Origin of the sequence: Streptomyces sp. NPDC006798 (genome assembly GCF_040635975.1) — a bacterium.
Classification (GTDB): Bacteria; Actinomycetota; Actinomycetes; order Streptomycetales; family Streptomycetaceae; genus Streptomyces.
Genome location: NZ_JBEYIS010000001.1, coordinates 35,947 through 50,052 on the forward strand (window position 1 = coordinate 35,947; position 14,106 = coordinate 50,052).

The following is a 14,106-nucleotide window of genomic DNA, read 5'->3' on the forward strand; positions in this document are numbered from 1 at the left end:
GTTGAGACCCGGGGTTTCGTGCATGGGCGTGCTGCACGGCATTGACCCTCTCGATCTGCGGTTCTCGGCCCCATGCTGTCCACATGAGCAAGGACCATCAGGTTCTCGCCGACATCCCGGCGGCCGCACCGTTCCGGACCCGTCAGCCGCCACCTCACCCAGACTCCACCCGCACATCTTGGTCGTAGTCGTGCTGAGCCCCCACGGCCATTACCCGGCGGTGTCAATCCAGCTACTTGGGACCAGTCCGGTTCCGGTGCCGCGCCAGCGCCTCACGACAGCGCTACGGAAGGGCTCTCCGTCCAGGTCCGCGTGCTCGATGACGATGACTTGGAAGCCGGGGGAGAGCAGCTCGACCGTGTCGGCGATGACCTGGTATGCCCGGAGGAGCGTGTTTCGATCGTTGCCAACGAGTTCGGGAGCAGTCCCGTCGTAGTCGGAGGGGAAGTACACCTGAGATGGCTGGTCCAGGATCAGGAAGCGCGGCAGGGGGCGGTTCTGCTCTGTGCACCATTCGTGCAGGCTCAGCAGGGTTGCGATGTGATAGCCGAGCCAGTTCTCACCGCTTCCCATATCGCTGAGGGGGACAGGGCCGCGCGGGGTATCTGCGACGACGGTCAGCTTTGCGAGGTCGAGGCGGATCGGGTGTTCGGAATGTTCGAGGCGCAGGGCACGGGCTTTGGTGGTGATCTTCTGGTTGATCCGGGACAGAAAGCTTGCGAGGCGGTCAGCCTGGGTGTCCTCTCCGAGGGCGTCCTCGAGTTCCCCGATGAGCTGTGTGAGAGCGGCTGTCCGGTCACGCACGGCGGGTGCGGTCTGTGCAAGGGCGGCGGTTTCGAGGTAAAGACTGATGCGTCCTTGGACACTCGCGGCGCGCAGGGCCTGATTGGCCAGCGCGTTGGCCTGCCTCATACCGGCGGCAAGTTCCTGTTGCGCCTGCCGGTTGCGAACCAGCGCGGCGTTGATGTCGCGCTGCTGTTCTTGGGCTTCCTCGATCAGGGTGCGCGTGCGGGCGGTGTCGTCGGAGACGAATTCGACGTCGTCGTTGAGGCGTGCGAGGTCGTCGCGGATTTGGGTGGCGATCTCATGGGCCGACGTGACCGGGGAGGCACACAGCGGGCAGGCCGCCTGCTCCGGGTCATCGGGGCGGATGGTGAATAGACCGAGGGAGGCCAGGCGGTAGTGCTGGTCGCGGGCGGTACCGAGGTAGTCCCCGCTGTCGGACAGCAGTGCCTTCAGATCGCCGATCTGGGCGCGAATTCGGTTGTACTGGGTCCGCAAGCCCTCCCGTTCACGCTCCAGGAGCGCCAGTGGGTCCTCGCTGGGCAGGTCGGTGAGGTTCTGGGGAGCCGACTCGATTGCTTCGCTGAGGAGGGCGAGGGTAGTGGGGAGATCCGGTTCCCCGGGCTGGGGCGGAAGGAGCTGGGCTTGGACAGCCTCGGCTACCAGTGCGCGAGCCATGCCTGGGGCGGGGGTGCGCTGGCTGGCTTCTGCGAGTTCTTGTGCGTGGGTTTTGAGGTCCCGACGGGCAGTCTTCAGACGCGCGGTGAGTTCTGCTTGGGCGGGATCGACCGCGCCGAGGAAGTACGGAAGCGTGTCGCGGATCGCAGAGGACCTCCACTCTTGGCCCTGTGAGTGGAAGAGCTGCTCGGGATTGGCGATCTCGTTCTGCCCCTGGAAGCAGAAGAAGAGGGCGTGTCGGATCGACGGGTTGAGCACCGTGCCACGTGTGGGGATGCGTACGCTGCGGTCGATGCCGCAGAACTCGGTGATCATGTTGCGGGCGACATCGAGCGGGATGGTGAAGTCGAGCTCGTCGATGGCCGGTGGTGGGGAGCCTACTGGCTGGAAGATTAGGCACAGGCGCGGCGCCGCAGTTGTGGTGGTGGAGGCCGGACGGGCAGTGAACAGCTGCCGTTCTCCTGCTACCAGTTGGACTGCGTATGCCTGGACGTAGTCGCGGACGACGCCGGCCTTGACCGGATAGTTGGTGCTACCCAGGCAGTAGTCGGTGATGGTGGCTATGGATGTTTTGCCGGTGCGGGAGTCGCCGGTGACAATGCTCAGCTTGCCTGGAGTGAAGGGGAGGATCTCCACCTGGTCGGGCTGCTTGCCGTACAAGACGATGCTGCTGATCTGGCAGGTCACGGACGCACTCCGAGCAGGGTCAGTGTGGTGGAGGTGCTGCCGGCGGTTGGCAGCCATCGGCCGAACATGCCGGCCGCTTTCTGGATCGCGAGCGCGATGGGCGCTTCGCCACGGGGCTGGGCAGGGATGGCGCGAGGGCTTGCCAGGCTCACGGTCGCGTCCGGGTGGGCTGTAAGGACGTCGGTCTGGGTGGCGAAGAGCAGTCCGGCGCGAACCACTGGGGCCAGTGCGGTGGTGTTCGCGGCCATCATGATCCGGATCTCGGCATTGTCCTCAACCCATCTGGCGACGCTGGCGTTTGTGGTCTTGGGCAGCACGGCGCGGATTCCGGGTTGTAGTGCCATGACGGTGGCGGTCACGGCGATCGCCAGGGGGCAGCGTTCGTTGTGGACTCGGTGCTCGCGCACCGCCCGTGCGCAGACGAGTCCCATGAACGCCGGGTTGAACAGGGCCCGCTCTCCGCGCCCCAACCGGGGATAGGTCATGAGCGGGACCCCGCGGGCTCGAGCAGCGTCATCAGGCGGGCTGCGTACTGCGGGTGCCAGCCGACATCGAGGCCGTCAGCGAGCATGTGGAACGATCCCGTGGTGACGAAGGGTTCCTCGCAGCCGGGTCGGATCGAGTAGCGAGCCTCTTGCTCCACCCATCGGTAGAGCGCCTTCGCGGCGGCGGTCATCGCCTCCTCAGCCACCTGTTCACCGAGGTCATCCCGCATCGCCTCGAAGCGGACCTCCCACTCCTCGGTGAGACGACGCTCGTAGATGTCGATCTCACCGGGGCGCAGCAAGTTTTCGTTGGACCATCGGTCTCGCTGGGTGGAGGCGCGGAGCCAGTCGCGGACCGCGATGCGGACGCGGGCGGAACCAATACCTGTCAGGCTCAGTTGTCGGACGAACGTCTTGTCCGAGTGGAGGTGGGACTCATCCGGCAGCTTGATCACATCGTCGTCGATCGGCAGGTTGTCGGGGCGGAACTGATCGCGGCGTGAGCTGAACGCCTCGTCAAATTCGATGCCGGTGACGGGGCCTGCGGAAGTTCCCATCTGGGCAATGACGCGCTGGAAGAACCAGCCCTCAAGACGCTCCAGAAATGAGGTCGCGAACTGACGGCCGACGGCGATCGCCGCGCGGCCCTGGAGCCTGGTGCCCGTTGCGTGGATGTCCTCAGCCCTATGCAGGATCTGGATGCGTTCCAGCAGTCGCAGCTGTTCGGGTTCTCCCAGCGCGTCCCATGCCTGGTAGAGCTCGGACGGCTTGGCCGTGGTGTCCGGGTTCGCCTCTGCCTTCTTCTGCTGCCTGCTGCGGGCGGCATTACGAGCCTCCCTCAGCAGACGGTGCGCTTCGGCAGGGTCACGGCGATCGCCGGGGGCCTGGCTCAGATGCATCGCAGCACTGGCTGGGGGTGCCTCAGCAGTGGTGAGAAGGAAAAGATCAGCGGTGTCCAGATCGATCGCCCCGGCCCTGGCTGCGACAGCCCAGACTCGCAGGCTCTTCCACAGATCGCTGGTGCCGTCGGTGATTCGGGTGCCCTCAGCTCGGTGTTTGAGCTGCCACAAGCCAGTCTTCTCATCCTGGACGCACTCGATGTCGTCGCCAGCCTCGATGGCCACCGTCCAACTTGCCCCGCTCTCCAGCAAGTCTGTGCAGCGCAGCAGAGCGATACGGAGCTGGTAGAGATAGCCCATCGCGGATGCTGTCGCAGCAAATGGGCTGATGTCTTCCGCCATCCGATCCCCCTCATCGGTCCCGCACTCCCCGTGCGTGATCCTAGCCGTGCTCCATGGAACAGCGCTGAGGGGAGCTGAGCCGACGCCCCAGCCCGCCGATGGGTGGATGTCTGAAAGCCAGCGAGATGGCCGCCATCACCGAGGTGATCACCCTGCAGCGGCCGGACCCGTCGCGCTGGCCGGGTTCCTGCCGCCGTCCTGCTCCGACACCACGAGGACGGGCAGCAGAAGCGCACAGTCCACGTCCAGCGCGACGAGAACAGTCAGATCGTCGGGGTCGGCGGCGCGAACGACGGCGAGGACCAGAAGCACGACGACGGCACCGACAGCCGCCGAGTCCGCACTGCTGCACTTCTCCAGCCCGCGCGACGCGGTGGCCCCTGGCCGTCGTCGGCGGTGCGGACAGGTCCTCGCCGCTAGACGGGGCCGACCCTGAGGCCAGTGCCGAAGCGGGAGAGCCACGCGGCCTTCCGTGTGACTGAGGCAATCCGGGCAGGCCGCGCGGGCTCCCGCTCCCGGCACTCGATGGCGACCGCCGCCTCCCGCACGCACCGGGTACGACCCCGGCCCCGGCAACGCGCCGCGGTCAGCGGCCGGGCGGTTCGGGGTAGCGGGCGCGGTGCCGGTGCGGGTCATCGACGCCGATCTCCTACCAGGGCTCGCCTCGCTGGAGCTGGGGCAGGGTGTTGATGGTGATGCTCCGCACGTCGGCGGTGAGCGCCTGGAGGCGGTCGTCGAGGAAGCGCTCCGCCTTCCCGCCAGGGCGACATGCAGTCGCAGGAACGTCTTCGAGCGGGTGCAGCGGTGGCGCTGCCAGAACGGATACGTCCCGCCGATGGTGCCGCGGGCGCCTTCCCAGACGCGGCGCCCGGCGTAGCGCTCGTAGTCCCAGACCTCACGCGCGAGGCGGGCCTGGGACAAGGTGCCGTTGTTGAGTTCGAAGAGGCGGACCTCGCTGCTCGGTGTGGGCACGGCGAGGACGGCGTCGGTGTTAAAGGACAGGCTGAGAAAGCGGCGAGACACCGCGGCCGGAAGGACCGGCACCCGGTACCGAGCAACGAGTCGAAGCCAGGCGCGTGCGCGGGTATCTGCCTGCCATCAACCGCGGAAGGTCGATAACACGAGCCAGAAGCACTGGTTCAAAGCTTTGTCCTGCAGAAGGCGGGCCGCGTCTCCTGGGGCACAACGTGGAGCTTGTCCAGTGGCACTTTGAACGCCTGCTTCGCCCTGGGGTCCCAGAGCACCATGGTGCCGCCCGAGTCGCCGACCCTGAGATACGGGCGTTCCGGCCGTAGCTCCCCGCCGTCGACAGGAATGTCCGACACCTTCCCCACCGGCTGGGCGCAGACCCACTGCGGTTCGACCCCGAAGTACACCGAAGGAGCGCCACCCGCCTTCGCCCGCTCCAGCGCCTCCTCGCCGGCCCGGCCCGCCGCCCCGACCCCCAGACCGACGACCCCGATGGCCAGGAATGCCAGGCTCGCTGCGAAAAGCAGCAGGTTTACCGGGCCCCGTTCCTTCACGTACAGGTGCAGATGCTTCGCGTACCCGAGCAGTGCCGGGATGGCGAACAACAAGCTCATGCAGGCCAGGAGTTTGAGAGCGGCGAGGAACTGGTAAGCCTGGGGAACCTGGACATCCTCGGTATGAACGCCGAAGGCATCGAGGTAGACGGCGTACAACCCGAATCCGGGTGGAGTCCGAAGGCTCACCAGGAGGGCGAGAAGGGCAGGAATGAGCCATGGTGCGAAGCGCTGCCAGGTCCACTGCCGGATCAGCAACCGGAGGCCGTTGAGCCCTACTGTGGCCAGCGCGCCGTAGAGGATGAGCCCTGATCCCACGCCTTCGGCGGGTTCCGCGCGGACCGTTCCGGCGCCCAGCAGCGCGGCGAACAGGGTGGCGGCGAGGCTGACCGCGACGATCGCCCCACGGGGCTTCTGAGGCGCCATGCGCCGTGTTGCTGTTGTGAGACTCCAGCAGGCCCCCAGCCAGACCAGGGCGAAGCCCCACCATGCTCCGAAGCCCAGCTCGTACCGGTCGGCGATACGGGCGCCCACCCACAGGGCCGCCACCAACGCCACGATCCCCCGATTGGGCATCCGACTCGATTCACGGCGTCTGAGCGGTACATCGGAAGCAGGTGGCTCCGTGACTCCCCAGGACCCGCGGGCGGCCACCTGCCCCGAAGGCGTCCTGGCGCCGGGCAGATGCCGGGCAGCGAGACGCCAGGCAGCGGAGACGGAGGACGCCTGGACCAGGCGTCCGGTGTCCTGTGCGCCCATGTGTTCCGCACACCAGACTGCCCATCGTTCCGCCCATCTGTCGCGTCGCGAGAGTACGGCGGTGTACGGGCGGATCGTGGGTCGTATATAGGCGGACCATTGAGGGAGCAGCTCCGGATCCCGCTCTACGCGGTCGACGATCAGGACCTTGAGATCCAGTAACAGGGAATCAGAGAGGACTTCGACCCTTTCGCGGGCTCCCTTGATCGCATTGATGCGGCTTCCCGGAAAACGCACCTCGATGGTGTAGAAGCGGGAGGTGTCAGCGAGATCGGGGACGTTCCCCCCACGACTGTCCAGAACCACCCAGCCCTGATCCGCCGCCGCGGTTTCGAAGAGTTCGCAGTCGACTCGTGTTCCCCGCAGCTCCACCAGTGCGACCGCACGCTGATCGAAGCCTGACCTCGTAGGCATGTGCCTCACTACCTCCAGTTCGCCGAGGTTCTCAACCGGGGAGAATCTTCCTCAACCGAGCCCCTCTAATGCGACTGAATAAAGCAACGCCTGGCGTTAGCGGTGCGGCTCCTTCGTTGACGAGGTCCCAGAGGGCTCATTCCTCGCTGGTGCGGATCAACGTTCCATGAACGTCCCTTTCATAGATCCGATGGGTGTTCTTGTCGATTTTCCGGGCCACTTCTTCGCCCAGGTCGATGTCGTTCATCTCGGCTACCGCCACCAGGTAGAGGAAGACGTCCGCGAGTTCCTCGCCGATGCCGGGGAGGCGCTTGCGCCAAGCCGTGAATGCCTCGCCCACCTCGGCTGTGAGCAGGCCGAACTCCATTGCGGTGTCGGTTGTGTTGAACCCCTTGGCGAGCTTGTTCTCCCAGGCCAGCTTCTGGGCGGTGCGGATGTCCACGGGGTCCCCTCCGGGCGGTGACGGCGTTGCCGTGCAGCCTAGTGAGCCCCGGGGGGTGTCTGCTGGGGAACTGGTGATGCCCGGCATGCCGAGGGAAGTCCTGTTCTGGTGGTGTCTATGGTCTCGACGGGGCAGTAGGCGGCGAGTGCGTCGAAAACCCGCTGGTAGCCGGCCACGAGGGCCGTCACCTTGGCCAGCTCTGCGGACTGGCCGTCGCGCTGGCGCAGCCGCTGCTGGATCACGGTCGGTGGTGCGGTCAGGTGGAGGAAGGCGCCGTCGCGGGCGACGACAGCTTCCGCGAGGTCGATGGCCTGGGCCCAGGTGATGCGGGACCGGCCGCGCAGGAGTGGGCCGTAGACGAGTTCGCTGAGGAAGCAGCGGTCGAGGACGACGAGGCCGGGACGGTCGAGCAGTTCCCGGTAGCGGCCGGCGAGGTCGAAGTGGTCGGGGGTGCGGGGGGAGTGGACGACGGTGAAGTCGTGGTCCTGGGCCAGGAGGGTGGCGAGGGTGGTTTTGCCGACTCCGTCGCAGCCTTCGACGACGAGGGTGCGGCGTCCGGCCACCGTGAGGTGTCTGCTCATCGGCGCAGCCAGTGCACGAGCGATTCCGGGTTGGCGAAGCGGGCCTCGGCGGCGTACTGGATCATGAGGTTGCGCCAGTTGGGCTCCCGTCCCGAAGCGTGTGTCAGCACCGTACGGGGGTAGTAGGCGATGACGCGTGCCCCTCGGGCTGCCGCCGCGCCGATGAGCAGTGCGGCGCCGGGAGGGGTCTCCGGTCCGGAGACATCCGTGACGAGGAGCCCGGCTGCCCGGGAACGGTCGAGGTCCGTCCGGGCGGCCTCCAGCGGGTCGTGAGCGGTGAAGCGGCTCGACTCCTTGGTCGCCCAGCCGGCCTGCTGGACCAGAGCGGTGAGCATGCCCACGACCGGTGTGTAGGGGGACTGTTCCACGAAGGCCAGGGTGGCATCACCCGCAGGGAGCGCGGGAGCCGGAGGGCGAGGGACGTCCTGGGCCAGCACATGGTCAACCGCAGTCTCCAGAGCCTGATCGAGCTGCCGGTCGTTGCGGCTGGCGAACACCGCATACCTGGAGTTCGCCGTGTCCGTGCTGCCGGGAGAGGTGCCGAGTCGGGCCACACGGACCAGGTCCGTGATCACCTCTTGGACGAGTGGGTCGGGGAAGTCGAACCGCGGGCCGTCCTCGTCGAACGAGTATGTCTGGAAGTCCGTGGTCACGGCGATGATGGGGACACCCAGGGCGTGGGCGTACCCCATCTCCATGCACACTCCGTCGTCCAGGCTCGGGCCGTGCAGGACGGCGATCATGGCGGTGAGCTTGCCGAGGCGTTCCCGGTCGAGTTCGAAGAGGCGTCGGCCCTTCACCTCGGCGACCAGGTCTTCCTCGTCCGTGTCGCAGAACGGAAGGAAGACCTGGTCCGGTCCCGTCTTGGCGGCGAGGACCCGAGCGAGCCGGGCGGCTAGGAGCCGGTCATGGGCGGCGAACAGTCGGTGGGCGACGTAGTACACCGGAAACTCCCGTCGGTGGGTCGAGCGTCATGAACTGCGTGGGTTACGAGGGGGGTGGGTACGGGCAACGGCAGGGACCGGATGTGAGCGGACGCCGCTGCGACCCCGGCGGAGAGGGCGATGTCAGGCTCGGCTCCGGCGTGCCGACGGGCGAGATAGGTTCCGGCGAGCGTGTCGCCGGCCCCGGTCACCTCGCCATCGACCGGGATCGGTGGGCTGCTGGCCGCTATGGGAACGCCGCGTACGAGCACACGGGCGCCCCGGGGACCGTCCGTGATCACCAGCTCGGGGAGTGCGGAGATGTCGACGGCCTCGGCGAGAAGCCGGTACTCGGACAGGTTGACGAACACGAACGCGGCACTGTGAAGCCAGGGCACGGCCCGAGGGATCAGCTCCTGAGCGCTCGGGAGGAAGAAGTCGACGCTGAAGCGGCCGGCGCGGGACACGAGGACGTCAAGGAGCCGGGCCACATCGAGCGGACGGCGGCAGCACAGGTGGTAGGCGTCATCCAGGTGCGCTTCGACATGTCGGAGGGCGTGTTCGGTGCCCTGCACGGCCACGCCGTACTCGGTGACGACGGAGACCAGCCCGCCAGCGGTGTCGTAGTTCAGGGAGAACGAGGCGGATACCCCGTTCTGTATGCCGAGCGCCGTCCAGTCCAGGCCCTCCAGGACCACCGCCCCGGGCAGATGCGCGAGATCGTCCCCGACGACGGCGACAGGCGCCGCAGGCATGCCCGCCCGTACGGCTGCCAGCGCCACCAGGAGAGCCGCCCCGCCGAGCTGCTCGTGCGCGGCGCGGTCGGGATACCGAGGCCGGTCGCGGGAGATGTTGCCGATGACCGAGAGACGGCCCACGGCGCTCAGCCGCCCGGTGTCGCACGGGTGTGCGGGCAATTGACGACGTCGGCACACAGCGGCCGAAGGGAGCAGAGCCGTGGGGAAGGGCCGTTCAGATAGAGCCTCTTGAAGTAGATCAGGACCAGATGGGTCCACCAGCTCGGCACGGACGCTTCCGGGATGGACACTGCGTACTCCGAGCCATGGGCCAGCGACCGGAGATCGTCCGCCCGCTCCACCGTGACAGCTTCGAGGAGGTACCGGAAGCGTTCGTGGGCGATCGGCCCAGAGGGCAGGTCGATCCCCAGGGCGGGGGCCAGTTTGGTGACCATGCCCGAGTCGACGGGGATCACGCCGCAGTGGTAGCCCCGGGCGTAGAGCAGGGCGCACTGGGCGACCTTGTAGGAGGCACCCCGCACCTCCTGGGCGAAGGCCGCGATCAGGGCATCGCAGTCGGCACCTTCCACAGTCGGGTCGATCGACTCTTCCTCCCACCGCAGCAGCAGATTGGTCAGCGACCGGAAGTACCGAACCCGTGAACCAACCAGCCCCAGCGGGGTCAGGAACTCGGCGAGTTCGTCGTCCGAAGCGGCGACGAGACCGTCGAATCCGGTGGACACGGCCTCGCCGACCACCCGGCTGTAGGTCCCGATCATGCGGTAGGAGACCCTGCTGGACCAGCCGGCGACCGCCATGCGTACGCGCGGATCGGTGATCGACGTCGGCCACCAGCGGTTGTCGTCGTGATTCGCCTCCACCTCCGCCTTCACATCGGAGAGACCAGCAGCGCGTCGGACCAGGTGGAAGACGCGTTCCGCCTCCGCGGGGGCGGGCTGAGTACGGGTGAGTGCCGTCAAGAGATCACTCCGGCTGAGAGTCGGGCCGCGTGCAGCGCGATGGCGAGATTGGACGAGAGCACGGGCTTGCCCAGGTCCCGCTCCAGCGGCTCCACACAGGTCAGCGTGCGCCAGCCGGTGCACGAGAGCACCACCGCGTCGGCGGCACTCAGCGGCTCGGTTGGCAGTTCCCGCAGCACCCTACGGACTTCCCCCGGCGGTACGTCGGCGTATCCGTCATCCAGTCCGAGACCAGCGTGGGCGAGCACGGCGAATCCGGCGTCGCGCAGGGCCTCCGCCTCGGCGCGCGTCACACGATCGGGGTACGGCGTAGCGAGGACCACCTGCTGGGCCTTCATCGCCCTCAGCCCCTCCACCAGGGCATCGAAGGCCGTGACGGTCCCGGCGGGGAGGGCCGGCCCACTGGTGAAGCCGGCCGAGGTGCAGGCCAGGATCGTGGTGTCCAGCGACAGATGGACCATGGACCTCACAGCCTCCGCCGCCGCGCCCCGCAGCCCGTGCCAGAACGACGTGCCCACGGCCGTCGCCCCGGACGCCGACACCAGCCGGGCGTGGTGGAAGACCGTGTTCACCAGGCCGCACCGGGGAAGCTCCTCCTCCACCGCGACGTTCGCCCAGGGGAGGAGGAGACCGACTCGTACCGACCTGAGGGCCTCCCGGTCGTACCGACTGATCAGGTCCAGCACTCCCTCAGTCTGCGAGTTCACAGCGCTCCCCGTAGATGAACCGCGGTGCGTGTCCGGTCACCCGCAGTTCGGCTGCCGTTCCCACGGGCACCGTGGACCCCCGCTCCACGATCTGGATGGAGTAGGAGCCGAGACGGCGGAACCACGTTCCCTGCTCGTTCACGAAGTACGAGTGCAGGCGGGGGATCGTCAGTCCGGTCGGATAGACCCGCCGCTTCATCGGCTGGTCCCACTCGCGATCGATGTCCGCCTTCCAGGCGTCGTAGTGCTTCGAGGACGGAAGATCGTCGGGTATGCCCTCACGGGCCAGCGGGGTGCCCGGGAAGGCGCGGGCCAGACGGACGTTCGTCCGGTGGCACAGCAGCCCGTCCTCCAGCAGCGCGGTCAGATGATCGAGATTGGCTGTGTGTGTCGCATGCGTCTCGCCCGGCAGACCGTAGATGAGGTTCAGACCGGGGAGGAGCTTCGAGAGCCCGCCCGGTCCGCGCTCCGCGCCGGCCTCGTTGACGTGCTGGACCGCCCGTCGCAGGATGGTCGGCGAGCAGGTGAGATCGTTGCGTTTGATGACCACCGGGTCGAAGGACTCGATTCCCATCGGAGCGCAGTTGCCCTCCGTGCAGAACTCCGAGACCAGCTTGGCGATCCGCAGTCCGACCGGCGCAGCGACGGCCAGCGGGTCGGCGTTGTCGATGTGCAGGACCTCAAGATCGGGGCACCGGTCCCGGATGCCGGAGAGTAGCCCGTGGATTGCGACCTCGTCGCGGTTCCGGTATGAGAAGAAGCAGGTCTGCTGGCCCAGACGGAAGTTACGCACCCCCGCGTCGTACAGGAGGCCCGCTTCCTCGATCACGTCCTCCACCTCTCGGAAGGCCACGAGCGGGGACTTCCCGGGCTCGTTGCAGAACGAGCAGAACCGCCTCCGGGTGCAGCCGCGGTACAGCTCCAGCTCCGCGATCGGCTGCCACCGCATCTGCTCCACCAGCCCGGCGAACTCTCCCCGCTGGCCTCGCAGAACGCCGTACGCCGCCGGGGCCCGGCTGCCCGAGGTGAGGTTCGCCGCCGTGACGGTATGCGTGTGCACGGCGTCGAACAGCCCCGCGTACTCGTCGGCGAGGGGAGGAGTCAGGACGTACGCCGCCATCGGGCCGAGGAGCACGCGGCGGCCGGGAGTACCCTCCAGCGCCTCGGAGATCTCCTCGATCCCGGCGTTGACGGCGTGCAGATGGACCGACGGGACTTTGTCACCCGCGATGACGACGACCGTCGCAGCCCGCCGCACGAGGTCGAGCGCTCCGTCCCGGTTGAACGTCGCGGAGTAGGTGAGGGGGTCGGAGAACGGGGGCCGTACGCCGGGGATCCCTACCGACTGGCACCAGCGGATGTCATCGATGGTCACGTACCGTACGTCCGCCTCGGGCCATGCCGCCCGCAGAGCGGACCAGACGGTGCGCACGTACGTCGATACGTACGGCGGAACCCCCAGACCACTCGGTTCCACGGTGAAGCAGTCCAGGATCACAGCGACCGGTCGCGACATGCCCGTCTCTCCTCGCTGTCGGCGTGCGCTCACGCGATGGCCGGTGCTGTCACGCCCGGCTGCCCCAGTCTCAGCGGGAGCGTTCCGGTCTAGGAGAGGGCGCTGCGGTTGTTCGGTTGTACGGGGGTTGTAAACAGGCCCGAACGGTGGGCTGGCGACGACAGAGCGTGGCCGGTTGGGCATCATCGATACATGAGCGGTGGGACAGCGAGAGCAGGTGCCAACACGGCGCTTCAGGCCGTACTGAAAGAAGCCGGTTGCTCGCATGCGGCTCTGGCCAGGCGGGTCGTGGAACTCGCTCACCGCCAAGGCGTGGTGATGCGCTACGACAAGGCGTCCGTCACGCGGTGGCTCCAGGGGATGCAGCCTCGGGGCAGAGCCCCCGAGTTCATCGCCGCCGCTCTCTCGGACATGCTGAAGAGGACGGTCACCCCGACAGACATCGGCATGACGACCACTGCCCAGAGACCTGTCGTCGCGCGTGCTCTCGCCTACTGTGAAGACGTGGGTGAATCACTGCACACGCTTGCGGAGCTCGGGTCCACCGCGGTCTCCCGGCGGAGTCTGCTTGGGAGCGTGCCCTTCGTCGCGTCCGCGCTCGTCGAACCCCAACGGCAATGGCTGCTCTGGTTGCTGGAAGAAGAGCAGGCACCCACGCTGGCTGTGGTCGCCGGCGGCGGCCAGGTGGAACAGGTCCACGCGATGATCGAGATGTTCGACCAGATGGACAACACGTACGGCGGGGTCGGGGTCCACACCAGCATCGTCAACTACCTCACCATCGAGGTGGTTCCGATGCTCCAGAAGCGAGGCACCGCGCACCACCAGCGTAAACAGCTCTTCATCTCTGCGGCGAAGCTCGCGGCGATGGCGGGCTGGAGCTCGTACGACTCGGCGGACCACGGCATCGCCCAGCGCCACATGACCCAGGCGTTACGTCTGTGCCGTGAGGGCGGCGACCGTGTACTCGGCGGACAGATCCTCGCCGGCCTCTCCCACCTGTGCACCAGCCTCGGCCACCCGCAGGAGGGCGTGGCACTGGCACGAGCGGGCCTCGCCACCGCCAAGTCGGCCGGGAGCCCCCTCGGACTGATGCGCCTGCACGCCATGGCCGCCCGCGGGCACGCGTCCTTGGGTGACGGCAGGGCCGCCACGACGGCCCTGCACGCGGCGACCAACGCCCTCGACCAAAGCAGGGGCGCGTCCCAGGAATCCGTATGGGTCCGCTTCCTCGACGCCCACTATCTGGAGGCCGAGGCCGCGCTCTGCCACCGGGATCTCGGAGAGGCGGCGTCGGCGGAACGGCTCGCCGAGGCATCCGTGGACGCCAACGTGGAACGTCGCCGACGGCAGGCGATCAGCAGATCCGTGCTCGCTACCGCCCGCCTCCAGCAGGGCAGCTTGGACGAGGCGCTCGGAACCGCCACCCGGGCTTTGGACGGCCTCGAAGGGGTGCACTCGGAGCGCTCCGTCCAGGCCCTGCGGGACTTCCGGCTGCGGCTTGTCCCGCACCGGCAGGAGCCCTCGGTGCGCGAGTTCGAGCGCAGAGCGAAGCCGGTGCTCGGGGTGAGCGCCTGAGTGGTTGGCGCCGTTTGGGCCCGGCTACCTGCGCGATCGTCGATGAGCAGGGTCGGCTGCGGCCAACTGGGC

13 protein-coding genes are annotated in these 14,106 nt (G+C 67.7%); 1 reads left to right on the forward strand and 12 read right to left on the reverse strand.

Translation table 11 applies throughout. The features are described from left to right. Positions 1-210 precede the first annotated feature (210 nt). From ABZ714_RS00130 to ABZ714_RS00185, 12 genes are all read right to left on the reverse strand, one after another. On the reverse strand, positions 211-2,148 hold the full coding sequence (locus tag ABZ714_RS00130) for a DUF3732 domain-containing protein (RefSeq protein ID WP_358822813.1): 1,938 nt from the start codon (positions 2,146-2,148) through the stop codon (positions 211-213). Continuing rightward, positions 2,145-2,633 carry a three component ABC system middle component gene (locus ABZ714_RS00135; RefSeq protein WP_358822814.1) on the reverse strand — a complete coding sequence of 163 codons (489 nt, stop codon included), beginning with the start codon at positions 2,631-2,633 and terminating at the stop codon, positions 2,145-2,147. Before ABZ714_RS00135 ends, ABZ714_RS00130 begins: the two co-directional genes overlap by 4 nt. Continuing rightward, positions 2,630-3,874 (reverse strand): ABC-three component system protein, encoded by a 1,245-nt coding sequence (locus ABZ714_RS00140; RefSeq protein ID WP_358822815.1) that lies wholly within the window; start codon positions 3,872-3,874, stop codon positions 2,630-2,632. The genes ABZ714_RS00135 and ABZ714_RS00140 overlap by 4 nt, the downstream gene beginning before the upstream one ends. 147 nt (positions 3,875-4,021) lie before the next feature. Further along, positions 4,022-4,186 carry a hypothetical protein gene (locus ABZ714_RS00145; RefSeq protein WP_358822816.1) on the reverse strand — a complete coding sequence of 55 codons (165 nt, stop codon included), beginning with the start codon at positions 4,184-4,186 and terminating at the stop codon, positions 4,022-4,024. Between the two features lie 827 nt (positions 4,187-5,013). Beyond that, the gene (locus ABZ714_RS00150; RefSeq protein ID WP_358822817.1) at positions 5,014-6,528 is read right to left on the reverse strand and encodes a hypothetical protein; all 1,515 of its coding nucleotides are present in this window, start codon (positions 6,526-6,528) and stop codon (positions 5,014-5,016) included. 178 nt (positions 6,529-6,706) lie between these two features. Then, a complete protein-coding gene (locus tag ABZ714_RS00155) occupies positions 6,707-7,012 on the reverse strand; it encodes a MazG nucleotide pyrophosphohydrolase domain-containing protein (RefSeq protein WP_358822818.1) in 306 nt (101 codons plus the stop codon). Positions 7,013-7,050: 38 nt separating this feature from the next. After that, positions 7,051-7,593, reverse strand: coding sequence for a hypothetical protein (locus ABZ714_RS00160; RefSeq protein WP_358822819.1), 543 nt, complete (start codon positions 7,591-7,593; stop codon positions 7,051-7,053). Continuing rightward, positions 7,590-8,537, reverse strand: a complete 948-nt coding sequence (locus ABZ714_RS00165) for a nucleoside 2-deoxyribosyltransferase (protein ID WP_358822820.1) — start codon at positions 8,535-8,537, stop codon at positions 7,590-7,592. Before ABZ714_RS00165 ends, ABZ714_RS00160 begins: the two co-directional genes overlap by 4 nt. Then, a complete protein-coding gene (locus ABZ714_RS00170; protein WP_358822821.1) occupies positions 8,489-9,433 on the reverse strand; it encodes a PfkB family carbohydrate kinase in 945 nt (314 codons plus the stop codon). Before ABZ714_RS00170 ends, ABZ714_RS00165 begins: the two co-directional genes overlap by 49 nt. Continuing rightward, positions 9,400-10,233: a hypothetical protein gene (locus ABZ714_RS00175; protein WP_358822822.1), complete on the reverse strand. Its 834-nt coding sequence runs from the start codon at positions 10,231-10,233 to the stop codon at positions 9,400-9,402. The genes ABZ714_RS00170 and ABZ714_RS00175 overlap by 34 nt, the downstream gene beginning before the upstream one ends. Beyond that, on the reverse strand, positions 10,230-10,940 hold the full coding sequence (locus tag ABZ714_RS00180; RefSeq protein ID WP_358822823.1) for a hypothetical protein: 711 nt from the start codon (positions 10,938-10,940) through the stop codon (positions 10,230-10,232). Before ABZ714_RS00180 ends, ABZ714_RS00175 begins: the two co-directional genes overlap by 4 nt. After that, positions 10,924-12,456, reverse strand: coding sequence for a radical SAM protein (locus ABZ714_RS00185; protein ID WP_358822824.1), 1,533 nt, complete (start codon positions 12,454-12,456; stop codon positions 10,924-10,926). Before ABZ714_RS00185 ends, ABZ714_RS00180 begins: the two co-directional genes overlap by 17 nt. Positions 12,457-13,032: 576 nt before the next feature. Between ABZ714_RS00185 and ABZ714_RS00190 the strand changes: the two genes are divergently transcribed. Continuing rightward, positions 13,033-14,034, forward strand: coding sequence for a hypothetical protein (locus ABZ714_RS00190; RefSeq protein WP_358822825.1), 1,002 nt, complete (start codon positions 13,033-13,035; stop codon positions 14,032-14,034). The last annotated feature ends 72 nt before the right edge of the window (positions 14,035-14,106 follow it).

Bases quoted from the DNA above. Each gene is read 5' to 3' on its own strand.
- ABZ714_RS00135 (WP_358822814.1), bottom strand. From the start codon at position 2,633: ATGACCTATCCCCGGTTGGGGCGCGGAGAGCGGGCCCTGTTCAACCCG.
- ABZ714_RS00140 (WP_358822815.1), bottom strand. From the start codon at position 3,874: ATGGCGGAAGACATCAGCCCATTTGCTGCGACAGCATCCGCGATGGGC.
- ABZ714_RS00160 (WP_358822819.1), bottom strand. From the start codon at position 7,593: ATGAGCAGACACCTCACGGTGGCCGGACGCCGCACCCTCGTCGTCGAA.
- ABZ714_RS00185 (WP_358822824.1), bottom strand. From the start codon at position 12,456: ATGTCGCGACCGGTCGCTGTGATCCTGGACTGCTTCACCGTGGAACCG.